Annotated in this window: 23 protein-coding genes and 1 tRNA gene; 8 read left to right on the top strand and 16 right to left on the bottom strand. The window is 61.6% G+C overall.

The window, feature by feature from the left end; genetic code table 11:
* Positions 1 to 966: 966 nt before the first annotated feature.
* Positions 967 to 1,314: a hypothetical protein gene (locus ACEW8Q_RS05360; RefSeq protein ID WP_373503023.1), complete on the bottom strand. Its 348-nt coding sequence runs from the start codon at positions 1,312 to 1,314 to the stop codon at positions 967 to 969.
* A gap of 354 nt (positions 1,315 to 1,668) precedes the next feature.
* On the opposite strand from ACEW8Q_RS05360, the gene ACEW8Q_RS05355 reads away from it, so the two are divergent.
* Entirely contained in the window at positions 1,669 to 1,872 is a 204-nt protein-coding gene (locus tag ACEW8Q_RS05355) for a hypothetical protein (protein ID WP_373503022.1), read from the top strand.
* Positions 1,873 to 2,030: 158 nt separating this feature from the next.
* On the opposite strand, the gene ACEW8Q_RS05350 is transcribed toward ACEW8Q_RS05355, so the two are convergent.
* Positions 2,031 to 2,105, bottom strand: a tRNA-Lys gene (locus ACEW8Q_RS05350).
* 192 nt (positions 2,106 to 2,297) lie between these two features.
* On the opposite strand from ACEW8Q_RS05350, the gene glmU reads away from it, so the two are divergent.
* Complete coding sequence (glmU, locus tag ACEW8Q_RS05345) at positions 2,298 to 3,653, top strand: bifunctional UDP-N-acetylglucosamine diphosphorylase/glucosamine-1-phosphate N-acetyltransferase GlmU (RefSeq protein WP_373503021.1); 1,356 nt, start codon at positions 2,298 to 2,300, stop codon at positions 3,651 to 3,653.
* Between the two features lie 10 nt (positions 3,654 to 3,663).
* The gene (gene glmS, locus ACEW8Q_RS05340) at positions 3,664 to 5,490 is read left to right on the top strand and encodes a glutamine--fructose-6-phosphate transaminase (isomerizing) (protein ID WP_373503020.1); all 1,827 of its coding nucleotides are present in this window, start codon (positions 3,664 to 3,666) and stop codon (positions 5,488 to 5,490) included.
* On the opposite strand, the gene ACEW8Q_RS05335 is transcribed toward glmS, so the two are convergent.
* The 4 genes from ACEW8Q_RS05335 to hspQ form a co-directional block, all read right to left on the bottom strand.
* Positions 5,477 to 6,706 carry a TCR/Tet family MFS transporter gene (locus ACEW8Q_RS05335; protein WP_373503019.1) on the bottom strand — a complete coding sequence of 410 codons (1,230 nt, stop codon included), beginning with the start codon at positions 6,704 to 6,706 and terminating at the stop codon, positions 5,477 to 5,479. The genes glmS and ACEW8Q_RS05335 overlap by 14 nt on opposite strands.
* A gap of 94 nt (positions 6,707 to 6,800) precedes the next feature.
* Entirely contained in the window at positions 6,801 to 9,965 is a 3,165-nt protein-coding gene (locus ACEW8Q_RS05330; protein ID WP_373503018.1) for an efflux RND transporter permease subunit, read from the bottom strand.
* A gap of 4 nt (positions 9,966 to 9,969) precedes the next feature.
* Positions 9,970 to 11,103 (bottom strand): efflux RND transporter periplasmic adaptor subunit, encoded by a 1,134-nt coding sequence (locus tag ACEW8Q_RS05325; protein ID WP_373503017.1) that lies wholly within the window; start codon positions 11,101 to 11,103, stop codon positions 9,970 to 9,972.
* Positions 11,104 to 11,188: 85 nt separating this feature from the next.
* Positions 11,189 to 11,527, bottom strand: a complete 339-nt coding sequence (gene hspQ, locus ACEW8Q_RS05320; RefSeq protein ID WP_373503016.1) for a heat shock protein HspQ — start codon at positions 11,525 to 11,527, stop codon at positions 11,189 to 11,191.
* Positions 11,528 to 11,598: 71 nt separating this feature from the next.
* Here hspQ and ACEW8Q_RS05315 point away from each other — a divergent pair, with 71 nt between their 5' ends.
* Positions 11,599 to 12,552 (top strand): AEC family transporter, encoded by a 954-nt coding sequence (locus ACEW8Q_RS05315; protein WP_373503015.1) that lies wholly within the window; start codon positions 11,599 to 11,601, stop codon positions 12,550 to 12,552.
* On the opposite strand, the gene ACEW8Q_RS05310 is transcribed toward ACEW8Q_RS05315, so the two are convergent.
* The 10 genes from ACEW8Q_RS05310 to ACEW8Q_RS05265 all read right to left on the bottom strand — a co-directional run bounded on the left by ACEW8Q_RS05310 (position 12,522) and on the right by ACEW8Q_RS05265 (position 22,853).
* Entirely contained in the window at positions 12,522 to 13,733 is a 1,212-nt protein-coding gene (locus tag ACEW8Q_RS05310) for an FAD-dependent monooxygenase (RefSeq protein ID WP_373503014.1), read from the bottom strand. The two genes, ACEW8Q_RS05315 and ACEW8Q_RS05310, sit on opposite strands and share 31 nt — an antisense overlap.
* A 52-nt stretch (positions 13,734 to 13,785) precedes the next feature.
* The gene (locus ACEW8Q_RS05305; protein ID WP_373503013.1) at positions 13,786 to 14,400 is read right to left on the bottom strand and encodes a glutathione S-transferase family protein; all 615 of its coding nucleotides are present in this window, start codon (positions 14,398 to 14,400) and stop codon (positions 13,786 to 13,788) included.
* A 146-nt stretch (positions 14,401 to 14,546) separates the two neighbouring features.
* Positions 14,547 to 15,254, bottom strand: coding sequence for a transcriptional repressor LexA (gene lexA, locus ACEW8Q_RS05300; RefSeq protein WP_373503012.1), 708 nt, complete (start codon positions 15,252 to 15,254; stop codon positions 14,547 to 14,549).
* Between the two features lie 99 nt (positions 15,255 to 15,353).
* Positions 15,354 to 16,559, bottom strand: a complete 1,206-nt coding sequence (glp, locus tag ACEW8Q_RS05295; protein ID WP_373503011.1) for a gephyrin-like molybdotransferase Glp — start codon at positions 16,557 to 16,559, stop codon at positions 15,354 to 15,356.
* Between the two features lie 5 nt (positions 16,560 to 16,564).
* A complete protein-coding gene (gene moaC, locus ACEW8Q_RS05290) occupies positions 16,565 to 17,041 on the bottom strand; it encodes a cyclic pyranopterin monophosphate synthase MoaC (RefSeq protein WP_373503010.1) in 477 nt (158 codons plus the stop codon).
* Positions 17,038 to 17,832, bottom strand: a complete 795-nt coding sequence (trpC, locus tag ACEW8Q_RS05285) for an indole-3-glycerol phosphate synthase TrpC (RefSeq protein ID WP_373503009.1) — start codon at positions 17,830 to 17,832, stop codon at positions 17,038 to 17,040. The genes moaC and trpC overlap by 4 nt, the downstream gene beginning before the upstream one ends.
* Positions 17,832 to 18,845, bottom strand: a complete 1,014-nt coding sequence (trpD, locus tag ACEW8Q_RS05280; protein ID WP_373503008.1) for an anthranilate phosphoribosyltransferase — start codon at positions 18,843 to 18,845, stop codon at positions 17,832 to 17,834. The genes trpC and trpD overlap by 1 nt, the downstream gene beginning before the upstream one ends.
* Entirely contained in the window at positions 18,845 to 19,417 is a 573-nt protein-coding gene (locus ACEW8Q_RS05275; RefSeq protein WP_373503007.1) for an aminodeoxychorismate/anthranilate synthase component II, read from the bottom strand. The genes trpD and ACEW8Q_RS05275 overlap by 1 nt, the downstream gene beginning before the upstream one ends.
* Positions 19,414 to 20,934: an anthranilate synthase component I gene (trpE, locus tag ACEW8Q_RS05270; protein WP_373503006.1), complete on the bottom strand. Its 1,521-nt coding sequence runs from the start codon at positions 20,932 to 20,934 to the stop codon at positions 19,414 to 19,416. Before trpE ends, ACEW8Q_RS05275 begins: the two co-directional genes overlap by 4 nt.
* Positions 20,935 to 20,966: 32 nt before the next feature.
* Complete coding sequence (locus ACEW8Q_RS05265) at positions 20,967 to 22,853, bottom strand: SurA N-terminal domain-containing protein (RefSeq protein ID WP_373503005.1); 1,887 nt, start codon at positions 22,851 to 22,853, stop codon at positions 20,967 to 20,969.
* A 124-nt stretch (positions 22,854 to 22,977) separates the two neighbouring features.
* Here ACEW8Q_RS05265 and tpiA point away from each other — a divergent pair, with 124 nt between their 5' ends.
* The 4 genes from tpiA (at position 22,978) to ACEW8Q_RS05245 (ending at position 25,794) form a co-directional block, all read left to right on the top strand.
* Positions 22,978 to 23,736 (top strand): triose-phosphate isomerase, encoded by a 759-nt coding sequence (gene tpiA / locus ACEW8Q_RS05260; RefSeq protein ID WP_373503026.1) that lies wholly within the window; start codon positions 22,978 to 22,980, stop codon positions 23,734 to 23,736.
* Positions 23,736 to 24,212: an L-2-amino-thiazoline-4-carboxylic acid hydrolase gene (locus tag ACEW8Q_RS05255; protein WP_373503004.1), complete on the top strand. Its 477-nt coding sequence runs from the start codon at positions 23,736 to 23,738 to the stop codon at positions 24,210 to 24,212. Before tpiA ends, ACEW8Q_RS05255 begins: the two co-directional genes overlap by 1 nt.
* 46 nt (positions 24,213 to 24,258) lie before the next feature.
* Complete coding sequence (locus ACEW8Q_RS05250; RefSeq protein WP_373503003.1) at positions 24,259 to 25,047, top strand: MBL fold metallo-hydrolase; 789 nt, start codon at positions 24,259 to 24,261, stop codon at positions 25,045 to 25,047.
* 78 nt (positions 25,048 to 25,125) lie between these two features.
* A complete protein-coding gene (locus ACEW8Q_RS05245) occupies positions 25,126 to 25,794 on the top strand; it encodes a DUF1326 domain-containing protein (protein WP_373503002.1) in 669 nt (222 codons plus the stop codon).
* Positions 25,795 to 25,815: the final 21 nt, after the last annotated feature.

Here is a 25,815-nt window from a genome sequence, read left to right as displayed (position 1 = left end):
CCAATCCTCAAGGCCGCACTTCAAAACCATCGGACCGAGCAGCCAGCCTCCCATGCAGTTGACCGCTTGGCCGATGCTGCATAAGGTTCAACCAGCGACGCCAGCCTTGGCATTTTCAACAGAGTACGGGACATCCCCTTGACTGTCGCTGCAGATGGTTACCATCAACACGTTGCTCGGCTGTCCAATTTATAATTTGTTGATTGTGACCCAAGGCAAACCTACTGCACCCAAGGCTGTCAATCTTTCAGTAACACTTGTGGCAATAGCTTGAGGGCAGATGCAACCTAGGCAATTCAACAATGACACTGATTCATACCGCGCTGGTTGTCTACGCCGCATCCATGGTCTGTGTCTGCCTTGGTCTGAAGGGTTCATCCAAGCCCGGGCCACCCCCCGTCAAGGTCCGCGCGAGAGACCTATAGCTTCGGCTGTCTCATCAAAAGGACCATCCACACCATTGTGCAGACGATGACCACTATGATTGCGAGTGCTGTCAACGGCTTCAATCCCGTGTCCTGAACCCATCGTCCAGGCCAATTCACACTGAACGTTCCATCACAGTGAAAGGTTAACGGCGACCGATTCCGAGTTAACTCCACTGGCAGTGGTTAGTGATCTGACGGTGAACGGCGGCAGGTTTTACGGAATGAATAAACTATCCGTACCAGACAAAATGAATAAACTATCCGTACCAGACAACCGGCTTCTCCTGCTCCAATGCCCATTTCAGCCATGCATCGAAAGCTTCCCGGATCGCTGCCTTGGCTGCTTCGATAGTCTCGACTTCTCAAATTGAAAGCGCCAATCTGTCAACGCTGACTGAACTTGCTCGGCAAGGAACCGTGAAGCGCGGTGTTCCTCCGTCCCCTGATTAATGGCTGAAAAGTCGCGATGGCAAGCCGAAGACCCTTCAGCCGCCTGGTGTCAGGCCAGCATCGCTGCGCTGGATGACGTGAGCAACCTTTAGGACGGCCGCTTGAGTCTTCCCAGGGCAAGAAGCGCTTCGACGATCTTCCGGGTCCGGCTGGTGACCGGCCTCGACGCGCGAACGCGGCGGATGGAATCCGGCACCTGCCCCTTGAGAGCCGCCAGCAGAAGGGCCTGGTACTGTTCGAACAGCATGGGGCCGCCGTCGTAAACAGGCTGCCACAACTCCCTCGCTTTCCAGGCGGATACGTCCTCGCGGCTTTGCGTCTTCACGGCCCGCAGCACCCGGCGGAGTTCGACCGCGTCGGGCGGAGGTACTTCGAAATAGGTGTCAGTTGCAGCCTTGCCCGCCTTCCGGGTTTCGTGATCGATCGGCTTTTTCATCGGACGTTGAGCTTCAGAGTCTTTGAAAGAATGGCCCGGATGGCTTCAGGCCGGGTGAGGCCGGTTTCACGATCTTCAATGTAGCTATCGAGTGCCGCGAGCATGTCGGGCTGAAGGCGGACGCCTATCAGCGTTCCCTTCCCGGTTGGCGCTGGGCCGCGCCGCTTCTTTGTTATCACAGTATCTTGCTTCGCCATAAAAACCATGATAACACAGTGCCGGGCCGAAAGAAAGTTCCGCTTCCTCCCGGCCCTAACCCTGTCAACCTGTTGTGGAGGCCGTCATGGCTGATTCTCCGAATACCCTTCCTTTGCCCAAATCCCAAGCCTCTCGCTGCGCGGTGGCGGTGCGGTCATGAAGGACATGCTCGATTGCATTGACCACATTAACAAGACGAAGGACTTGACCGAGGCCCTTTTCATGGCGGCTGAAAGTGTCGGGAGCGAAGATGGTGCGGCCTTGACCGCCCTGTCATCGGTAATCATCGACCGGCTGGAAGAGGCAAAGGCCCTGCTCAAAGCGATGATTCCGGACGCCGAGGGCAAATCGGCCGCCTGAGAGCGGAACGGCTGATTCCGGGCGATTCGACAATTCAGACAGGATAGGCCGTTCGGGCAACCGGGCGGCTTGTTTCATGGCGTTAGCCCATCGTTAGCCCAATCGGTGTTTTCAAGAGGAAGATGAAGCGAGGAAACCGTCTAAGTCATTAAAATAATTGGTGAGCCCGACGGGATTCGAACCCGTGACCCTCTGATTAAAAGTCAGATGCTCTACCGTTGAGCTACGGGCCCACAAGCCGGGGATGTCCCGGGGAAATCGCGGCGGACCATAGGGGTGGGGGCGAGTCCGGTCAATAGCCCAGCACGGGCCAGAGGGGCATAGGGTGCCCGGCAACCGTGCATTAAGCACTCACGCCACATATTCGCCGCCGGGCATGGGCCATGCTCATCGATCAGGGAGATTCTCGAATTGGCACGGCCTCAATGACTGAAATCGCAATCATCGTGCTCGCCGCAGGCAAGGGCACCCGCATGAAGTCCGACCTGCCCAAGGTGCTGCACCGCGCCGCAGGGCGCAGTCTGCTGGGCCACGCGCTCCATGCCGCCAGCGCCCTGAATCCGAAAGAGGCCGTCGTCGTCATCGGGCCGGGCATGGAAGCCGTAGCCGCCGAGGCACGGAGCGTCATCCCATCGGCGCGGCAGGCAGTACAGGTGGACCGGCTCGGCACAGGCCACGCCGTGTCCATGGCGCGCGAGGTTCTGGGCGGTTTCGCGGGCACGGTACTGATCCTTTATGGCGACGTGCCGCTGATTTCGGCCCGGTCACTTACCCATCTGGCCTCGCTCGCCGGGCCCGGCTGCATGGCCGTTCTGGGCTTCGAGGCGGCCAATCCGCATGGCTACGGCAGGCTCTTGCGCAATTTCGCGGGCAACGTCATCGCCATCCGTGAAGAGCTTGATGCGAGTGTTGAAGAAAAGTCTATAACACTCTGTAATTCTGGAATTATTGCGATTGACTCCGATCTGCTGTGGGCTCTGCTTCCCAGGATCGGCAATACCAATGCCAAGGGCGAATACTACCTCACCGATCTTGTTGAACTCGCAGCTACGGCTGGCGCCACTTGTGCGCTTGCAACCTGTCCCGAGTTCGAGGTGGCGGGTGTCAACGACCGTGTCCAACTCGCCGGGATCGAGGCCACGTTGCAGGCCGCCTACCGCCGCATGCACATGCTGAACGGCGCCACGCTGGTCTCGCCCGACACTGTCTTCTTTTCAGCGGATACCCTGATCGGGCGGGACGTTGTGATCGAGCCCCATGTCGTTTTCGGCCCCGGTGTCACGGTAGGTGATGGAGTCGAAATTCTCGCCTTCTCGCATATCGAGGGCGCGACAATATGTGAGGGCGCCCGCATCGGCCCCTATGCGCGGCTGCGGCCCGGTGCCGAAATCGGCGCCGAAGCCCATATCGGCAATTTCGTGGAAGTGAAGAAATCCATCATCGGCAAGGGTGCAAAGGCCAATCACCTCACCTATATCGGCGATGCCCGCGTGGGCGCGAAGACCAATATCGGGGCAGGGACGATCACCTGCAACTACGATGGCTATGAGAAGCACCTCACCGACATCGGCGAGAATGTTTTTGTCGGGTCGAACACGGCCCTGGTTGCGCCGGTCAAGATCGGAAACGGTGCGTCGATTGCGGCGGGCAGCGTCATTACCCGCAACGTTCCTGCCGACGCACTCGCGATGACCAGGCCCGGCCTCGAGATCCGCGACGGCTGGGCCGCGCGCTACCGTGAAATCAAGGCGGCAAAGAAAGCCGCGAAAAACAAGACATAGGACAACAGGCATGTGCGGCATCGTAGGTATTCTCGGCAAGGAGCCGGTGGCAGGCAATATCGTCGAGGCGCTGCGCCGCCTTGAGTATCGCGGCTATGACTCGGCTGGCGTGGCGACGCTCGAGAACGGCGCAATCGTCCGCCGCCGCGCCGTGGGCAAGCTCAAGAACCTGGCAAGCCTGCTGGAGCGCGAGCCGCTGGGCGGAACATCCGGCATCGGCCATACGCGCTGGGCCACCCATGGCGGCGTCACCGAGACCAACGCCCACCCGCATGTCGTGGGGGATGTGGTCGTCGTCCACAACGGCATCATCGAGAACTTCCGTACACTGAAGGACGAGCTGGTCGCGGAGGGTACTGTCTTTACCACACAGACCGACACCGAAGTCGTGGCCCAGCTTCTGGCCCGCGAGATCAGGAACGGCAAGGCCCCGCGCGAGGCCGTGCGTATCGTGTTGAAGCGGCTCGAGGGGGCTTTCGCGCTGGCCATCCTTTTCAAAGGTGAGCATGACCTGTTGATCGGTGCGCGAAACGGTCCGCCGCTGGCCGTTGGCCACGGGCAGGGCGAGATGTACCTCGGCTCGGATGCCATAGCGCTGTCACCATTTACCAATCGCATCACCTATCTCGAAGATGGCGACTGGGTGGTGCTCACGCACAAGTCGCTCGAAATCTTCGATGCGAATGACAAACCCATCATTCGTCCCATGAGCTTCAGCCAGGCTTCTGCCATGCTGGTGGACAAGGGCAACCACCGTCATTTCATGGCCAAGGAAATTTCCGAGCAGCCGGAAGTGATGGGACATACGCTGGCCGAATACGTGGACTTCGCAGAGCGCACCATCCGCGTGCCGGAAAAACTCCCGTTCGACTTCAAGGTGCTTGACCGGATCACCATCACGGCATGCGGCACGGCCTCATACGCTGGCCTCACCGCCAAGTACTGGTTCGAGCGCGTGGCACGACTTCCGACCGAGGTCGATATCGCGTCGGAGTTCCGCTACCGCGAGGCGCCGCTGCCGAAGAATGGCCTGGCGATCGTCGTATCGCAGTCCGGCGAAACGGCCGATACCCTGGCCGCCCTGCGCTATTGCAAGACGCAAGGTCAGCACACCCTCGCCATCGTCAATGTACCGGAATCGACCATCGCGCGAGAAAGCGAACTGGTGTTCCGCACCTTTGCAGGCCCCGAGATCGGCGTGGCATCCACCAAGGCCTTCACCTGCCAGCTCACGGCACTGGCCTGCCTCGCGATACTCGCCGGCAAGATGCGTGGCACCATCACCCGCGAGCAGGAGCAGGAACTGGTCGGCGCATTGATCGAGGCGCCACGCCACATGGCTGAAATCCTGAAGGATGAAAAGCACATCGGCGCGGTTGCGCGCGAGGTGGCGAATGCCCGCGACGTGCTCTTCCTCGGCCGTGGCATCAACTATCCGATTGCGCTCGAAGGTGCCCTCAAGCTCAAGGAGATTTCTTACATCCATGCCGAGGGCTATGCGGCGGGTGAGCTGAAGCACGGCCCCATCGCACTGATTGACGAAAATGTGCCGGTCATCGTCATCGCGCCACACGACGAGCTTTACGAGAAGACGATTTCCAACATGGAAGAGGTGGCGGCGCGCGGCGGCAAGATCGTTCTGCTCACGGATGACCATGGGTTGAAGGACAGCGGCCACAAGACCTTCCAGACAATCCGCGTACCGAAAGCCCACGCCTTCATCAGTCCGTTGCTCTATGCGATTCCCGTGCAGCTTCTGGCCTATCACGCCGCCGTCTTCATGGGCACCGACGTGGACCAGCCGAGGAATCTCGCAAAGTCCGTTACCGTGGAGTGACAGGCTGCTGCTTCTTCAGTGTGATGAAGTAGGCAAGCGTTCCGGCAAGCATCGCTGCTGCAACGAAGTAGCTCACGTTTGGCGAAACGATGATTGGGTTCGGCTGCATGAACCAGCCGAACATTTGGGTGAAGATGACCGTGCCGATCAGCATGCCGATGCTCTGCAGGCTGGCGATGCCGCCCTGCAATTCGCCTTGCGCATCCTCCGGCGCCTCCTTTGACATGATGGCGGTCAGCGCAGGGTGGACGAAGCCTTCCGGAGCGTGGATCACCAGCAGGATCAGCACGACGAGCAGGTTTGGCGCCAGCCCATAGCCGAGAAGCGCGATGACCGCGATCACCAGTCCGAATACCACCGTGTTCCATTCGCCGAGCCACCTCACAGTCGGCCCGGTCAGTCCCCCTTGCACGATGGCCGTGACCAACCCAAAGGCGGCAAGCGTCAGGCCCACCGTTGCTTCCGACCAGCCGAAGGCGGCGATGCCCCAGAACGCCCATAGTGCCGGGTAGACGGCGGTGGACAGGAAATAGAGGAACATCACCGCGCTCAGCGGAACGACACCTCTGTATTGCTTGAACACCCTCAGCGCGCCGACAGGATTGGAGCGCTGCCAGGAGAAGGGCCTGCGGTATTGCTTTGCCAGCGTCTCGGGCAGAACGAACCAGCCATAGATGAAATTGAGGATCGACAGTCCCGCCGCAACGAAGAAGGGCACGCGCGGTCCGAATTCACCCAGCAAACCGCCGATGGCGGGGCCGATGACGAAGCCTAGACCGAAGGCCGCCCCCATCATGCCGAAGACCTTGGCGCGGTCTTCCGGCTTCGTGATGTCAGCCAGATAGGCGTTGGCCGTCGTGTAGGAGGCGCCGCAGATTCCTGCGAAGATGCGGCCCACGAACAGCCACAGCATGCTCGGCGCGAAGGCGGTCAGCAGGTAGTCGACCGCGAGCCCGAACACCGAGAGCAGCAGAACGGGCCTCCGGCCGAAGGCATCCGACAGGTTGCCGATCGCCGGGCCGAACAGGAACTGCATGCCGCCATAGGCGAAGAACAGCCATCCGCCCCAGATCGATGCACCCGCCAGATCGCTTCCGCTCACGTCCTCGATGAGGCGCGGCAGCACCGGCATGATGAGGCCAAAGCCCACCATGTCCATGAACACGGTGATGAAGACGAAGATGACGGCAAATTTGCCCGGTGCGGCGGCGGACATTTTTTACTCCTGAGCGGGCGACCGCCCATAAAGGAAAACCCTACAGGACGCCAGCCGACTGCTGACAGTCCATGTCATCAGCAGACGGGATTGGTCAGCCCGGATGAGGCTCTGGCACCGGAGAACCGCCAGGTTGCTCCGCCACCTTCGGCTTCCCCTTCACCTTCTCGCGCATCCACTGGAAGATGACGTAGAGCAGCGGAATGAGAAAGATGCCGAGGACGGCGGCGGCCAGCATCCCGCCGAATACGGCGGTGCCGACGCCCCTGCGGCTCAGCATGCCGGCACCCTCGGCACCCACCAGCGGGATGAGACCGGCAATGAAGGCAAAGCTCGTCATCATCACTGCACGGAACCGCTCCTTGGCGCCCGAGATGGCTGCATCGGAAATACTGAGGCCCTTGCGGCGTCCTTCCATCGCGAACTCCACGATCAGGATGCCGTTTTTGGCGGCGAGCGCGATCAGCACGACGAGCCCGATCTGGGCATAGAGGTTGTTGTCGAGGCCGGAGACCTTGAGGGCCACCATCGATCCCAGGATGCCCGCCGAAACCGAGAGCAGCACGGCGATGGGGATGGTCCAGCTTTCATAAAGACCGACGAGGAAGAGATAGGCAAAGAGCAGGGCGAGCCCGAGGATCATGGTTGTCTTGCCGCTGGCTTCTTTTTCCTGAAGCGCCGTGCCGGTCCATTCAAAGCCATAGCCCGCAGGCAATGCCTTGGCTGAAACACGTTCCATGGCAGCGATGGCATCGCCCGAACTCTTGCCCGGCGAGGGGCCGCCGTTCAAAGTGGCACTCCGCACGTTGTTGAAGCGGATGATCGACTGCGGGCCCAGGATGACGCTGGCCTCCGCGAAGGCCCGGACGGGCACCATCTCGCCCTTGTTGTTGCGGACGTTGATCCGGTAGATGTCGTCGATCTTGCTGCGGTCCGCCGCCTCGCCTTGCACCAGCACCTGCCAGGTGCGGCCGAACAGGTTGAAGTCGTTGACATAGGCACTGCCGAGAACGGCCTGCAACGTGCTGAACACGTCGGCAAGGTCGATCCCCAGTGTCTGCACCTTGTCGCGGTCGATATCGAGATAGAGCTGTGGCGTGTTCGCGGCATAGGTTGTGAATACCCGCGACAGGTCGGGGTCCTGGTTCGCAGCAAACACAAGACCGCGCGATACGGCCGCGAGGTCGGCTGCGGACGCACCTCCGAAACTCTGAAGCTGGTACTCGAAGCCACTGCCGCTGCCGAGCCCGATGATCGGCGGCAGGTTGTAGAAGATCACGTTGGCGCGGCGGATCTGTTGGCCCGCTCCAGTGAGCTTCGCAATGAGCGCATTGACTGAAAGTTCCGGCGACGTGCGCTTGGCGAAGGGCTCGAGCGTCAGCACCATCAGCGCCGCGTTGGACTTCACTTGCCCGTCGAGCATGCTGTAGCCGACGACAGACATGGCGCCAGCGATGCCCGGCGTGGCGCGGACCATATCCTCGACTTGCTTGGTTACCTCCGCCGTCACGTTCACGGATGAACCCTCAGGCAAAACGACCTCGCCGAAGATGGCGCCCTGGTCTTCAGACGGCAGGAAACCCGTGGGCGTGGTCTTGAACAGCCAACCCGTGGCCGGGAAGATCACGGCCAATCCGAGAAGGCCGACAATGGCCACCCGCACCAGCCGCTTGACGATGGCCGCGTAGCCGTCACGCGCGAGGTTGATGCCGGACAGGATTTGCCGCACCGGAAAACGCTTCGGCCCGTGGCTGTGTTTCAGGAGCACGCCACAAAGTGCTGGCGACAAGGTCAGCGCGTTGATGGCTGAAATGATCATCGACACCGTCACCACCACGGCGAACTGCTTGAACAGTTCGCCCGAGATGCCGGGGATGAATGCCACCGGAACGAAGACCGACATCAGCACCAGCGTGATCGCGATGATGGGTGCCGTGATCTCCGCCATGGCCTGACGTGCGGCTTCAGCAGGGGCGAGGCTGGGATCAGCCTCCATCTTGGCTTCGACCGCCTCCACGACCACGATGGCATCGTCGACCACGATGCCGATGGCGAGCACAAGGGCCAGCAGCGACACGGTGTTGGCGGAAAAGCCAAGTGCCATCATCACGGCAAAGGTGCCGATGAGGGACACCGGAACAGCGATCAGCGGAATGATCGTAGCGCGCACCGAACCGAGGAACAGGAACACGACAATAACCACCAGCACGAAGGCTTCCAGCAGGGTCTTCGCCACTTCATGGATGCTTTCCTCCACGAACTGCGTCGTGTCGTAGGTGATCGAGTAACCCATGCCTTGAGGGAATTGCGCGCGGGCTTCTTCGAGGATGTGCCGCACCGCTTCGGCGCTGGCAATCGCATTGCCGCCCGGCGCCTGATAGATGCCGATCACGGCGGCGGGCTTGCCGTCATAGCGGCCCTGGTTTTCGGAGAGCCGCGCCGCAAGCTCTACGCGCGCCACATCCCTGAGCCGCACGAAAGAACCGCCTTGCGTGGCGCGCACCACCACGTTGCCGAACTCCTCCACCGAAGTGAGCCGGCCTTGAGTCTGGATCGTCATCTGGAAGCGCTGGTCGGGCAGCGCCGGCTGCGCGCCGATGCGGCCGAGAGCGGCCTGGATGTTCTGGCGCTTCAGGGCCGAGATGATATCAGCCGGCGTCATCGCATAGTCCGCCAGCCGCTTCGGATCTATCCAGATCCGCATGCTGTAGTCCGAAGGTGTCAGCAAGCTCACGTCGCCCACGCCCGGAACGCGCTTCAGGCGGTCGAGCAGGTTGATCGTCACATAGTTCGAGAGGAAAAGCTGGTCGTGCGCGACAGTCTCTGACGTGAAGGCGATGAGCTGCAGGATGGCGGACGATTTCTTGATTACGTTCACGCCCTGGGTGCGCACCTCCTGCGGCAGCTGCGCTTCCGCTAGTTTCACCCGGTTCTGGACGTTCACCGTGTTGAGGTCGGGGTCGGTGCCGACAGCAAACGTGATGGTCAGCGTATAGCTGCCGTCATTGCCGCTGGTCGACTTCATGTAGAGCATGTTGTCGACGCCGACGACGCGCGACTCGATGGGCTGGCCGACAGTCGACTCCACCACTTCGGCGCTGGCGCCTGAGTAGTTGGCCGTCACCGAGACCTGCGGTGGAACGATGTTGGGGAACTGCGCAATGGGGATCTGCATCATCGCCACGAGCCCCGCGATGGTGATCACGAGCGAAATGACGACAGCGAGGCGCGGCCTGTCGATGAAGATGCTGGAGAACATGCGCTCAGGCCTCCGGCTTGACTTCGACCGGCTCTACCACCTGTCCCGGCCGCACCTTCTGCACGCCTTCCGTCACCACGCGGTCACCGTCGGCGAGGCCCTTCAGGACCACGACCAATTGGCCGGTGACCGGACCCAGTTCCACCCGCCGCACTTCGATCTTGTTGTCTCCGCTCACACTCAGCACGAAGGGGCCGGTCTGGTCGATCTGCACCGCCGAGATCGGGATGACCATCGAGGGCCTCGGCTTGTCGGACTCGACAACCGCCGTGACCAGTTGCCCGTCGATGAGAAGGCCATCCGGATTTGGAAACACCGCGCGGATATTGACGGCATCGGTGCCGGGGTTGACCGCGACGTCCATGAAATCAACCTTGCCGGGGGCGGGGTATCGCTTGCCCTTGCCGAATTCGACATAGACCACGCGGTCGCCGATCTCGACATCGGCCGCCGATTGTTCGCGCACCGCGATGATCTCGCGCTGGCTGACGGGGAAGGTCACGCCAATCGGATCTACTGCAACGATAGTCGCAAGGGTTCCACTTGAAGGACTGACATAGTTGCCCGCCGACAGGATCGATTCACCGATGCGCCCATCGATGGGCGCCCTGATCTCGGTATAGCTGAGCTGCAGATTGGCCTGTTCCACTTCGGCCGTCAGCTTGGCGACGTTGCCCCGGGCCTCGTCGCGGGCGGCGCGCGCGTCATCGAGTTTCGTCTGTGCCGAGGCTTCCTTCTTCACCAGCGTGGCCTGACGGTCATACTCGATCTCGGCCCGCGTCAGCCGCGCACTCGCTGTTTCGAGCGCGCCCTTTGCGGCAGTCACCCTGGCTTCGTAGGGCGCCTTCTCGATCACATAGAGCAGGTCGCCAGTCTTCACCTTGGCGCCTTCCTGAAAATTCTGCTTGTCGAGAAAGCCTTCGATCCGCGCGCGGAGATCGACACGCTGCAGCGCCGTGACCCGCCCGCTGAAGGAAACCGATGGCCGGAGATCGCGGGTCTCCACCTTGACGACCGTCACCGAGGGCGGCGGAGCCTGCTGCGTGACCGTCTCTTTCGGCGCGTCATCGCAACCAGCGACCAGCGAAGCCAGCACGAGGCCAATAGCAATGCCCATCCACTTGACAGCGTGTTTCATGTGTCGCCTCCCCGGAATCCGTCGCAGCGAAAGCAGTAACCCACACATTCCGCAAAGGGAAGCCTTGGGTTGCAGGCCGGGTTGGCTAGTGCTGTTGCCTGCCGCGCGGGCGATAGGACTTGCGGCGCGAGTCGAAGCCCTCGAAGTAGTCGCGCACCTGCGGATGCCGCACCGGCTCGCCGGTGTCGTCGATCAGCAGGTTCTGTTCCGAGACATAGGCCACATATTCCGTGTCGTCGTTCTCGGCCAGCAGGTGGTAGAATGGCTGGTCCTTGCGCGGCCGGATTTCCTCGGGGATCGAGTTCCACCAATCTTCCGTATTGTTGAAGACGGGGTCGACATCGAAAATGACGCCACGGAACGAGAACAGCCGGTGGCGCACGACCTGACCGATGCCGAACTTGGCTGATGACGACGTTCCCATAACAATTGATTGCCAATCCTTGCCGCGGAAGGCAAGAGGCTAGGCCTTCCGCCGGGGTTTGTTGCTACGAAATGTCCGAAATCCTCAATCTCGCCATGCCCTTCTTCGGCCTCATCGTGCTGGGGGTCTTCGCGTCGCGGCGCTGGCAGGTGGGAGAGCACGGACTGGCCTGGCTCAACATCTTCCTCGTCTATTTCTCCCTTCCCGCCCTGATTTTCCTGGTGGTGGCCGCAGCACCCTTCGAACAGCTGATCAACTGGCCCTTCGTGACAGCGACGACGTCCGTCACGGTTTTTGCCTTTCTCGCCATCGTCATCCTGTCGCGCCTGTTCTTTGCGACACCACTCAAGACGGCGGCACTTCAGGGCACGGCGGGAAGCTATGGCAATGTCGGCTACATGGGGCTGCCACTCTCGGTCGCCTTCTTCGGGCCGGAGGCTGCCGTGCCTGCGGCACTCGTCTTCTGCTTCGACTGCGCCGTGCAATTCATCATGACGGCGTTCCTGGCCACCCTCGCACACGAGCGGAACGAGGAAGCCCATTGGGGCGAAGTGAGCCTGCGGATCGTCAAGCAGGTCGTCTCGCACCCCTTCATCATCGCCACGGCACTTGGCGTTCTGGCATCGGCTCTGGAATTCAAGGCGCCCGGCGCCATCGGCACCATGCTGGACATGCTGATGCGCGCGGCAGGGCCAACGGCTCTGTTTGCGCTCGGCGTCACCGTCGGCATGCGGAAGTTCGAGGGATTCGGACCTGAACTCGGACTGGTCACCGCCATGAAGGTGGTGATCCAGCCCGTGCTGGCCTTCTTCGTGGTGAGCCTTGTGCCGGGCGTGCAGCCCATGTGGCTGCATGTGGCCGTGATGATGGCAGCACTCCCCACAGCCTCCAACGCCTTCATCCTGGCGAGCCAGAACAAGACGTATGTGGAAGGCGCATCGACGGCGGTGATCGTGACGACGCTCGCCTCAGCGCTGACGATCCCGATCCTGATCTACGCGATCAAGGCGGGCGTACTGCCCTGAGGCGGCCGCATCACGCGCGGCAGCCCCGCTGACGGCGCCAGCCCATATTGCATGACGGCGCGGCGCAACGGCCCGAACTGCGACAGAAGTGTCAATGCCGCCGCCCGGCCTGTTTCCATCGCCATGAAACCCGAAAGCAGCGAACGGTTCATCATGTCGATCACCTGCTGGCGCGGTTGCACGTCGCGGCGGCGCGCGGCGTCGTAGTCCGCGAGGATGGTAGATTGGCCGGGATCGTCCTCGCCTTCCATCAGGTCCACCGCCTGTGCCGCATCGCGCAGCGACATGTTCAGGCCTTGGGCGCCAATAGGCGGCACCACATGCGCGGCCTCGCCGATGAGGATGATGCGGTTCCGCGCGAAGTCACGCGCGACCAGACCTTGCATGGGAAACAGCCGCCGTGGCCCGATGTTCGAGACGCGTCCCAACTCGCCATGGGTGCCAATCTGGATTTCGGCAGCGAGTTCCGTATCCGTCAGCGCCATCAGTTCTGCGGCGCGGGCAGGGCGCTCCATCCATACGAGGCTGGAGCGGTTGCCCGGCATGGGGACCGTGGTGAAGGGACCCGCCCCCTTGTGATACTCGGTCGAGATGCCGTCATGCGCGCCCGAATGATCGAAGCTGGTGGCAAGCGCCGTCTGGTCATAGGCCCAGCGATTGGTGCGGATCTGGGCTGCCTCGCGGAGGATGGAGTTCCTTCCGTCGGCGGCAAGCGCCACGCGGGCGCCAATGCGCAGGCCCGCTGTGGTGGCTACACTTACGCCATCGCCATAGGTCTGTACCGATGCCACGTCGGCGCCCGGGAACTCGACGCCAAGATCACGGGCGCGGGCAAACAGGGCGGGGATCAGCAGGCCGAGCGGGAAGTTCCAGCCGAAGGCCTCTTCTCCGAGTTCCGCGGGATCGAAGGTGATCGCGGGCGCCTTGAACAGCGAACCCGTATCGTCAACGAGACGAAGTTTCTTCAACGGCTGCGTCTGTTCCTTCAGCGTACCCGGCCATACGCCGAGGTGCATCAGCAGGCGGATTGACGGTTGCATGAGGGCCACGGTTCGGGGATCGCTCGCATCGCCTTGTTCTTTGGCGACAAGCGCAACCTTGCGGCCATCAAGTGCCATCAGGCAGGCGGCGGCAAGTCCGGCGGGACCCGCCCCAGCAACGATCACATCGACTTCACTCATGGATTGAAGTTGGACTCTGGGCAGCAGCCTTTCAAGGCCCGTCTTGCCGCAGTCACGCGGGCACGAGCGCCGTCTTCACCATGCTGTCGCGTTTCGAGAACGCCTCGTGCCATGCGGCAAGCTTCGGCCGTCCGTTGCGCCAGCCGAGATCGCCTAGCCGGAAGTCGAGATACCCCAGCGAGACGGCCACCGCGATGGACCCGGCAGAGACGTCTGCCAGCGTGTCCATCCAGTTGTTCTCGAGATCATCGAGCGCGGCACTGATGCGTGTCTCCGTGCGCCTCATCCAATCCGTCCATTGCAGGCCCTTCGGCCTCGCCGCAATCTCATAGCGATAGGCGACAGCCGAATCCGACAGTCCCTGACCCAGGGCCTGAAGGGTGAGCACCCGGAAGCGCTTCACGCCATCGTCGGGGATCAACGTCGAATTTCCGGCCACATGGCAGAGATATTCCATGATGACGCGGGAATCATAGATGCCATGGCCATGGTCGGTTTCGAGGACAGGAATCTTCCCGATGGGAGTGAGGCCCGCGAGCCTCGCATTGACCTCCGTGGGATTCACGCCCTCGGCGATATGCTCCACCTTCGCACCCAACCCGACCTCGCGGGCGGTGACCATGGTCATGCGGACGAAGGGAGAGATCAGGTTGCCATAGATCTTCATGGGGAAGGCACTCCTTGAATTGGCTTGTGGTCAGAGGTTAGGCCAAAGCGCCGCGCGTTCCAAGGGCTGGTCCGGACGCCCGCATGAAACGAACAGCCGGACCTGCTGTCAGGACCGACTGTTGTGAACGGACCGGGCAGGGCCGTTCAGTACTTGCGCATCAATCCGATGAGGCGTCCCTGAACCCGAACGCGGTCAGGCCCGAAGATGCGCGTTTCATAGGCCGTGTTGGCAGCCTCGAGCGCCACCGAATCGCCCTTGCGGCGCAGGCGCTTGAGGGTCGCTTCCTCGTCATCAACCAGCGCCACGACGATATCGCCATTGTGCGCCGTGTCACCCTTGCGGATGATGACCGTGTCACCGTCGAAGATGCCGGCATCGATCATCGAGTCACCCTTGACCTCGAGCGCAAAATGTTCGCCGCCGCCCAGCATTTCCGGCGGCACCGCGATATTGGCGGTATGATCCTGAATGGCTGAGATCGGCACACCGGCGGCAATCCGGCCCATCATCGGCACGACGGCGGCACGCGGCGCGCCATCATCGGAACTGGCCATCGGCTTCACCCGGCCCAGATTGCCCTGAATGACGTTCGGCGTGAAACCGCCCGCCTTCTTGGGCGTGAGGCTGGGGGAATGGCTGTCGGGCAGCTTCACCACCTCAAGGGCCCGGGCGCGGTTCGGCATGCGGCGGAGAAAGCCGCGTTCCTCAAGCGCCACGATCAGGCGATGCACGCCGGACTTGGATTGGAGATTGAGCGCGTCCTTCATTTCCTCGAATGAAGGCGGCACACCTTCTTCCTTCAGCCGCTCATTGATGAACAGGAGGAGTTCGAGTTGTTTCCGCGTCAGCATTGCCGGTTTCTCTCAATGTAAAGTTCCGGAATTGGAACAAATCCAAAACGAGAGTATCTGTTGCTGTTTAGTTCTGCAAGTGTTTGCTGTCTGTCGCGGTCAAAAATCCAGCCGTAAGATTTTTACGACGTCACCCTCATGAACCGCAGGCGCCAGCGGCGGCCTGACGATCAGGGCATGCGACTCGCGGAAGGTGCGCTGCATCGACGAGTCCTGCTTGCTGAAGGGGCGCACCGTGCGAGCGCCATCGGGAGCGATGTCCAGCGTGGCGCGCACATAGTCCTGGCGCCCGTCATTCTCCTTCATCGCAGCAGCCAGCCGCGCATCTTCCAGATCGTCACTTTCCGGAAGCCCGAGCATTGCATCCAGCAGGGGCTTGAGAAAAAGCCGCGCACACACCAGCGCAGAGACAGGATTTCCAGGCAGACCAAGGACATGCTGGCCTTTCCTGCGGCCATACATGAAGGGCTTTCCGGGCCGCATGGCGATCTTCCAGAAGGCGATGTTGACACCGCTGTTCTTCAGCGCCTCCTGCACGTAATCGTGGTCGCCCACCGAAGCACCACCGGTGGTGATGAGAATGTCGGCCTCCCGCGCGCGCCGGATGGCGCGTTCCGTGACCGCCAGCTTGTCGGGGATGATCCCCATATTGATCACCTCCGCGCCGAAGCTTCTCGCCATCGCTGCCAGCGCGTGGCTGTTGGAGGAGATGATCTGGTCGGGCGAGGGTGCTGCACCCGGCAGCACAAGTTCATCTCCCGTGGCGATGAGAGCGACCACGGGCTTCCGCCGCACGGCGACAATCGCCGCATTGGCCGCTGCGGCCAGGCCGATGTCGCGTGCATTCAGCCTTGTCCCTGCCGGAACCAGAACGTCGCCCCTGCTGAAATCGAGTCCGGCCCCGCGAATGTTCTGCTCCGGCTTCACGGACTGCAGAACGGAGACATAGGGCTTGGTCTGAACCGCGACATTTTCCTGGATGACCACGGCATCGGCGCCCTTCGGCACGGGCGCTCCGGTGAAGATGCGAACCGTTTCACCCGAACGGACCACGCCCCGGAACCGATGCCCGGCTGCGGACACGCCGATGACCTTCAGGGAGACCGGAGTGGATGCAACATCGGATGAGAGCACCGCATAGCCGTCCATCGCAGAGGCATTGAAAGGCGGCTGGTTCCGCCGCGCCTTCACGGGTCCTGCCAGAATGCGTCCAAGCGAATCCTCGAGCTTCACGCGTTCGGGACCGAGCGGCTTCACGCCTTTCAGGATCCGGGCCCTGGCATGTTCGACGGGAAGAAGGGCCATGGGGTCTACTCCGCTGTGAAGTGGCCGGATTTTCCTCCGGCCTTTTCGACAAGCCTCAGATCGGTGATTTTCATACCGCGGTCAACGGCCTTGCACATATCGTAAAGCGTGAGGCACGCTACCGAGCAGGCGGTGAGCGCCTCCATCTCGACGCCAGTCTTGCCCTCGACCTTCACGGTGGCGCTGACTTCGATCGAGGATAAGGCTTCATCAGGCGTGAAATCGACGGTGACCTTGGAAATCATCAAGGGATGACACAGTGGGATCAACTCATGGGTCTTCTTCGCCGCCATGATGCCCGCAATGCGCGCCGTGGCGATGACATCGCCCTTCTTGGCCTTGCCCTCCAGAATGAGAGCCAGCGTTTCGGCCTGCATCAGAACTGTGGCCTTCGCGGTGGCGAAGCGCTGGGTGACGTCCTTGCCGGACACATCCACCATGTGCGCATTGCCCTGTGCGTCGAGGTGCGAGAGGCGGCTCATGGCTTGGTCAGGATGGCGCGCGTTGCCGCCGCCACATCCTGCTGCCGCATCAGGCTTTCGCCGATGAGGAAGGCATTGACACCCACGCTTGCCAGTTGGGCAAGATCGGCGGGCGCGAACAGTCCGCTCTCTCCAATGACCATCCGGTCCTTGGGGATGCGGGGAGCCAGCCGTTCCGTCGTCTCAAGCGACGTGTTGAACGTATGAAGATCGCGGTTGTTGATGCCGATCATCCGCGAACGAAGCTTCAGGGCGCGTTCGAGTTCTTCCTCGTCATGCACTTCGATGAGGACGTCGAGACCCCAGTATGAGGCAGCGGATTCGAGTTCGGCAGCAAGCGCATCGTCGATCATCGCCATGATGAGCAGGATGCAGTCACCGCCCCAGGCCCGGGCTTCGGCCACCTGGTAGATATCCAGCATGAAGTCCTTGCGCAGTGCGGGAAGGGCGCAGGCTGAGCGGGCGGCGGTGAGAAATTCGGGCGCCCCCTGAAACGACGGCGTGTCGGTGAGGACAGACAAGCAGGCGGCGCCCCCGGTCTCATACGCCGCAGCGAGAGCAGGCGGATCGAAATCGGCACGGATCAGCCCTTTGGAGGGGCTGGCCTTCTTGATCTCGGCAATCAATCCCCATTGGCCCTGAGCGGCCTTCGCGTCGAGCGCCATGGCAAAGCCGCGCACGGGCGGTGCCGCCTTCGCAAGCGCTTCCAGGTCGGACAGCGGCAGGGAGGCCTTGGCCTTCGCCACTTCTTCGCGCTTGTATGCGGCGATCTTGTCGAGGATGGTGGCCATCAGCTGTTCGACACCTTCACGAGTTGCAGAAGGGCGGCCTCTGCGGCCCCCGTATCGATGGCTTTCTGCGCGGCGGCCGTACCCTCCTTCAGGTGATTGGCGCGCCCTGCCACGACGAGTGCCGCACCCGCAGTCATTACAGCGGCATCCCGGAAGGCCGAAGGCTTGCCGCCCAGAACATGGCGCAGCGCATCGGCATTGTGCACAGCATCCGCCCCTCTGAGATCGTCTGGCGAAGAACGCGACAGCCCTGCGGCCTCGGGTGAAATCTCGAAGTTGGTGACAATGCCGTTCTTCAGTTCCGAAATCCATGTGGTGCCCGTAGGCACGATTTCATCGAAGCCACCTTCGCCGTGGCATATCCAGCATGCCTCACTGCCGAGGTTCCTAAGAACTTGCGCGAGAGGTTCAACCCAAGCCTTTGAAAATACGCCTGTAACCTGCCTTCTGACACGTGAAGGATTGGACAGGGGACCGAGCAGATTGAAGATAGTCCGCGTGCCAAGCTCTACCCGCGACGGACCGACATGTTTCATCGAACTGTGGTGGGAGGGCGCAAACATGAAGCCAAGGCCCGCCTCGGAAATGCACTCCGAAATCTTTTCAGGGAGAATGTCGATCTTGACTCCGAGCGCCATCAGCACGTCTGCCGCGCCTGACTTCGAAGACAGGGCCCGGTTGCCGTGCTTGGCGACCTTCAATCCCGCACCCGCCGCCACGAAGGCGGCACAGGTTGAAATGTTGTATGAGCCGGATGCGTCACCGCCCGTGCCCACGATGTCAATGGAATCGGCGGGAGCATCGACGGCAAGCATCTTCGCCCGCATTATCTCGACGGCGCCCGTGATTTCGTCCACCGTCTCACCACGCACGCGAAGCGCCATCAGCAACCCGCCAATCTGTGATGGTGTCGCCTCGCCGGACATCATCACGTTGAAGGCCTCGCGGGCCTCGGCGCGGGTGAGAGCCGTGCCGTTCGCTGCCTTGGCGATGAAGGGTTTCAGGTCAGCCATCAGCGAGCCCTTGCCAGTTCGAGGAAATTCCGGAGGATCGTATGGCCGTGCTGAGAAGCAATGCTCTCGGGGTGGAACTGCACGCCATGCACATTTTGCGTCTTGTGCTGAAGTCCCATGATCAATCCATCGGCTTCTGCCGTCACCTCGAAACAGTCAGGCAGGGACTCGCGCTCCACGATAAGAGAATGATAGCGCGTCGCGGTGAAATCCTGCGGCACGTCCTTGAAAACGCCTTGCCCTGTGTGGTGGATTTGGCTCACCTTGCCATGCATCTGGGCGGGTGCGCGTACCACCTTGCCGCCAAAGGCCTGGCCCATCGATTGAAGACCGAGGCAGACGCCAAAGATCGGGATGGTGCCGGAGGCTTTCTCGATGAGTTCGAGGCAGATGCCCGCCTCGTTGGGCGTTGCCGGCCCCGGCGAGATGACGATGGCTTCGGGCCGCGACGAGATCACTTGCCCCACGCTGATCTTGTCATTGCGGTGAACCACCGTCTCGGCGCCGATGTCGCCCAGGAAATGATAGAGATTGTAGGTGAAGCTGTCGTAGTTATCGATGAGGATGATCATTGGGCCCTCCCGGCGCGGCCCGCAAAACGGACTGCTTCTTCGGCGGCGCGGAACAGCGCCTTGGCCTTGTTCACGCATTCCTGATGCTCGGATTCCGGCACGCTGTCGGCCACCACGCCAGCGCCCGCCTGAACATACATCTTGCCATCCTTCACGATGGCCGTTCGCAGAACGATGCAGGTGTCCATTTCGCCGTCAGCCGAGAAATAGCCCACGCAGCCGGCATAGACGCCGCGCTTGTTCTTCTCGAACTCGTCGATGATTTCCATCGCCCTGACCTTCGGCGCGCCTGAAACGGTGCCGGCCGGAAAGCCCGCCACTAGCGCATCGATCGTGTCGTGATTGGCCGAAAGCTTGCCCTCGACGTTGGAGACGATGTGCATCACCTGGCTGTAATATTCGAGGATGAACTGGTCGGTCACCTTGATCGAGCCGATATCCGCCACGCGGCCCACATCGTTGCGGCCGAGATCGAGCAGCATCAGGTGTTCGGCACGTTCCTTTGGGTCGGCGAGTAACTCGGCTGCCAGTGCCCGGTCCTCGGCAGGTGTTGCGCCGCGCCGTCTCGTGCCCGCAATGGGCCGGATCGAAACCTTGCCGTCGCGCACCCGCACCAGAATTTCCGGACTCGATCCGATCACCGAAAACGAGTCGAAGTCGAGGAAGTAGAGGAATGGTGACGGGTTCACCCGGCGCAGCGAGCGGTAGAGCGCGAAGGGGGGCAGGGTGAATTCCGTCTCGAAGCGCTGCGACAGCACCACCTGGAAAATGTCGCCGGCGGCAATGTACTCCTTCGCCTTCAGCACCATCGCCTTGTACTCCTCGGGCGTGGTGTTGGACTTCGGCGCGTTGATGGGCGGGGTATCCTCGCCGCGCAGCGCCAGATGGTCGAGCGGGCGGTCAAGCGCGTCGACGATCTCGCTCACCCGTTCCCTTGCGCGAGCATAAGCCGCCTTGGGCGAGAGGCCCGCATCGACATAGACGGGCGACGTGACCGTCACTTCGTCGCGCACGCTGTCGAAGATCGCCATGATGGTCGGTCGGATCAGCATCGCGTCGGGTAGGCCGAGCGTGTCCGGGTTGGGCTCGGGCAACTCCTCCATGAGCCGCACCATGTCATAGCCCATGTAGCCGAAGACGCCCGCCGCCATGGGGGGCGCATCTTCTGGCAGCTTGATCCGGCTTTCCGCCAGCAGCGCCCGGAGCGACTGCAACGGCGGCAAGTCGGTCGTCTCGAAGGGTCCCACCGGATTGGCACCTGCCTTGCGGTTGATCAGCGCCTTGCCACCTTCGACCTTCCAGATCAGGTCGGGGTTGAGCCCGATGATGGAATAGCGGCCGCGCACCGCGCCGCCTTCCACCGATTCCAGAAGGAATGAGTAACGCGCATTTCGCGCCAACTTCAGCTTGGCCGAAACCGGGGTTTCAAGATCGGCCACGAGCCGTGTGGAAACGATCTGCGACTCGCCTCGCTCATAGGCGCGGGCGAAGCTGTCGTAGTCGGGAGAGATGATCATGGTGATGGTCCGGCAAAAGGGAATCTCGGGAATTATTGCGTCTGCTGTCCTGAGATGTTTCGCCAGACCGTATCATTGATGTCGACGCCTGCTTCCTCCTGCAGCGCCACGAGATAGCCCGACAGCGCATCGCTGGCGACCTGGGCCTTCATCCGATCCGATTCGGCTTTCACGTCCTGCGCGGCGGGGTCGAAGGCGGGCAGGAGCACGGCTTGCGACTGCATGATCTTGGCCGAGCGCCCGCCGGGTTCAACCGCAAAGGCAAACCCGTTCTCTGGCACCGCGAAGATGGCGGACACCGCATCGACATCAAAGTTCAGGTCGCTTTCGTTGCGGCGAAGGCCCTGCGCTGATTTCATCTCGGCACCAGCCTCGGTGGCGAGTTCCTCGATCCTCGTGCCGCCCCTGGCACGCTCCACGAGCTTTTTCGCCTTTTCCTCTGAGATGGCGCGCGCCTTGGCCGATATGACCGCCGCCCTGGCCTGCTCCTTGACCACATCCAGCGGCTTCACCGCGGAGGGGATGACTTCGCGGACTTCGTACCAGACATAACCGTCATCGAGCGAGATCGCATCGTTCTCGACGCCGACGTCGCTCGTGAAGGCGGCCCTCAGAAGGTCAGCCTTGTGGGGCATGTCGATGTCCTTGCCGTCCTTGTCCTTGCCCGACGCATCGCTCGCGGCGATGAGCTGGAACGGAATGCCGGCTTTCGATGCAATGTCCTCGAACTTGGTCTGGGCGGCGCGCGCATCCTCGACGGCGTCGTAGATCGACTGGATTTCCTCACGGGCCCTTTCGAGCTGCAGGCGAGACGTGAGTTGTGCCTTCACCTCGTCAAGTGTGGCCTGATGTTCGGGCGAGATTTTGACAGCCTTCACCAGCACCGTCGCCAGCGCGCCCTTGATCGGCTCGCTCACGGCACCTTCTGCAAGCGTGAAGGCCGCATCGGCGATGGCCGGATCGAGGAAGTCCGCCTTGGTCTTGTCCGCGAAGGTCACGTCCTGCTCGCTGAAGCCGCGTTCCTTGGCCAGCGCCATGAAATCTGCGCCAGCCGCCAGCTTGTCCTTGGCGGCCTTGGCTTCCTCAAGCGTGGGGAATGAAATCTGCAGGATCGTGCGGGTCTCGGGCGTGAAGTATTCACCCTTGAACTTCTCGTATCCTTCGGTGATCTCGGCCTCGGAGAGCGTCACCTTGGAGGCGATGTCGGCAGGTTCAGCCTTCATCACTGCGATGGAACGATATTCGGGCGCGGTATACGCGGCTGGGTTGGCCTCATATTCGGCCTTGATCTCGTCGTCGGTGGGAGCCGCGACTTCGGTGTCGGCGGTGGTCACGACGAAGAAGCGCACGTCGCGCTGCTCATTCCTGTGACGATACTGCGCCTCGAGCAAGGACTGGCTGACGGGGAAGCCCTCGGCCGCCGTGCCCGTCAGCGCCTCGCGCAGCAGGCGTTGACGCTCCCCGGCGAAGAATGCGGCTTCGCTCAGGCCATTCGATGCCAACAGGCGCTTGAACTGCTCGGCGTCGAACTTGCCGGATGCGTCCTGGAACGCCTTGTTGTCCATGAGGTCCTTGGCGAGGTAGGTGTCCGATACGGCGAGGTTCAGCTTCGTGCCCTCGTTGTCGATCGCCGCCGTCTGGATGAGGTCGTTCAGGACTGCCCGGTCCACGCCCAGCTTGCGCGCATCCTCCGGAGACAGGGCCTGACCCGTCTGCCGCGAGAAATTCTGCAGGTACTGGCTGAACGCATTTGAATACTGTTCGGCCGAAATTTCGGTCTTTCCAACCTTGGCGAGATAGCCCGTGGCATAGCCCGTGAACACGTCGGCTATTCCCCATACGCCGAAGCTCACGGCGAGCAGGCCGATGAGCACCTTCGCCACCCAGCCTTTGGCGGCATTGCGCATGGATTCCATCATGTAAGGTCGTCCCTTTCGATCTGTATGCCCGTTCGGGCGCGGCGCACTATAGGTAGGCGATCACCCCCTCGCAAGTCCGGGATGCGTCTGCTAAGAGGCGTTTTCAAGGACTTGGAGGGAAATGATGGCAAGTGAAGGGCCGCGGCCGCTGGTCGCCGGAAACTGGAAGATGAACGGCAGCCTCACAATGCTGAAGGAGCCGCGCCTGCTTGCCGCGATGCTGAAGGACGTGAGGCTCAAGGCCGACGTCATGGTCTGCCCGCCCGCCATCATCCTGCGCCGCGTGAAGTCGGTGCTGAAGGGTACGAAGATCAAGGTGGGCGGCCAGGATTCGCACTGGAACCCGTCGGGCGCCCACACCGGAGACATTTCGCCCGAGATGCTGAAGGAAGCGGGTTGCTCCGCCATCATCGTCGGACATTCCGAGCGCCGGACCAATCACGGCGAAACCGACGAGACCATCCAGAAGAAAGCCAAGGGCGTGCAGCGGGCAGGGCTTACCGCCATCATCTGCATCGGCGAAACTCTTGAAGAGCGCAAGGCCGGCAAGACTCTGGAAGTGGTATCGCGCCAGCTCAAGGGATCGGTCCCGGAGAACTCCGATGCCGCCCACACTGTCATCGCCTATGAGCCGGTCTGGGCCATCGGCACGGGGCTGACGCCCACCACGGCGGAAGTGGCCGAGGTCCATGCCCATATCCGCAAGGAACTCGCCGCCATCATGGGCGCCGAAGGGACGGCAACCCGCATTCTCTACGGCGGCTCGGTTAAGCCGTCGAACGCCGCCGAACTCATGAGCCAGCCCAACGTCAACGGTGCGCTGGTCGGCGGCGCCAGCCTCAAGGCCGCCGATTTCCTGGGTATCATAAAGGTTTACACCTGATGGCAGAGATACCGACCCTCATCAAGCGCACGCTGCAGGCGCAGGTCATCGGCCCGATTTATGCCGAGATGGTGGAACAGATTGGCGAAGAGAAGGCCAGTGCCATTCTCGACGCCGCCGTGCGCAAGGCGGCTGTCGCCGAGGGACGGTATTTCGCGGATCAGGCCGGCGGCCAGACCTCCATGGCCGGCCTGATCAAGCTCTATGAGCTTTGGACCGCCGGTGGCGCGCTGGAAATGGACGTGCTCCGGGCCGATGACGAGGCCTTCGACTTCAACGTCACGCGCTGCCGCTATGCCGAAACCTATAAGGAAATGGGCCTCGGCAAGATCGGACACCTGCTGTCATGCAATCGTGACGGGGTGTTCTGCGAAGGCTATGACCCGAACATCACTCTCGAACGTAAGCAGACGATTATGGAAGGAGCAGCCTGCTGCACCTTCCGGTACAGGGCTAAGGCGGGGACGGCTTCATAGTTTTGCCACGCTTGCCCTGAAGGCTCGGGTTTCGAGGGAGAGCGACATGCGGAATGTGATTCTGGCTGCCGTGCTTTTTCTGGGGAGTGTTGCGCCCGCCGCCGCCCTCCAGAGCGACTGCCTTGCCATGGCATCGAATGAACCCCGCGTGGTTCCGGTCTCCTATACTCCGGCCGCTCTCGAGGCCGACCAGGTGAAACTCACTTATATCGGTCATTCGAGCTTCATCATCGAAAGCCCCGGTGGAACGAGGGTCATCACCGACTTCGCAGGTTATTCGGCTGGCATTGTGCCTGATGCGGTGACCATGAACCGCGCTCACTCATCGCATTACACGGACATGCCGGACCCTGCGATCAAGCACGTGCTTCGCGGCTGGAATCCGGAAGGCGGGCCAGCCGTCGTGGACGAGGAAATTGGTGACATCCGCGTCCGGAACGTCACGACAGACATCCGCGGCGGCATGGTCGGCCGACAGAAGGACGGCAATTCCATCTTCATCTTCGAGGTCGCAGGGCTTTGCATCGGCCATCTGGGCCATCTCCATCACCTGCTCGGCGCCGAGCACATCGGAATGATCGGACGCCTCGACATCGTTATGGTGCCGGTCGATGGCGGTTACACGATGGGGCAGGCGGAAATGCTGGAGGTGATGCGAACCATCAAGGCCCGCATCGTTATCCCCATGCATTATTTTGGCCCAACCACACTCAACCGTTTCATCGCGACAATGGGCAAGGACTTCGAACTCGAAACGTCCTCGACGCCGGAGCGTATCGTATCGGCCAACACGTTGCCCGATACACCGAAACTCCTGGTGCTGCCCGGCAACTGATACACGGCCTGATTTGTAGACGTGGGCTTGGTTCAAGTGCAATGTAAGTTAGTTCCCGCGGCACATGAGGAGAGCATCATGGCAGGTCGTGATTGGTCGATCGAGGGGCGTTACGTCGAATATTGCAGCTGTGATCTGGGGTGCCCGTGCGAGTCAATGGCTCCGCCGACGATGGGCCACTGCACCGGCGCGGTCGCTTTCCAGATCGACAAGGGTCACTGTGACGGAGTTTCCCTGGACGGCATGAAAGTTGTCGCAACTTTCTACTTCCCGCGGGCCATCCACCATGGGCAAGGACAGATGCAGCCCATTCTGGAGGACACCATATCGGATGAGCAGAAGGATGCGATCTTCTACATTCTGGGCGGCGCCGATCAGCGTCCCGGCACGATGTTCCAGATCTTCAGCTTGATCGTGGAGAAGATTCTGGATCCGGCTTTCACAAAGATCGATTTCGAGTGGGACATCAAGAACCGCAAGGCCCGCATCAATATCCCTCAGGTTCTCCGCGCCAGCAGCGAACCGATCCGCAATCCGGTAACCGACGAAGCCCATCGCATGATCACCGTGCTTCCCGACGGCTGGGTGTTCCACGAGGCGGAAAGTGCGGCGGGATTCGCCAAGGCGACCGGTGGCATCAGGTTCGATCTCAATCGCACGCATAGTTCGATGGCTCATGTGGCGTGGGGGCCGAACGGCCTCAAGTATGATCTGGCAGAATCGCGCCGGCGCTTCCCACTCACCTGAAGATTCCAGCTCCGAGGTCAG

The organism is Aestuariivirga sp. (assembly GCF_041738905.1).
Taxonomy (GTDB): domain Bacteria; phylum Pseudomonadota; class Alphaproteobacteria; order Rhizobiales; family Aestuariivirgaceae; genus Aestuariivirga.
This window is presented reverse-complemented; position numbering and strand designations above follow the sequence as displayed.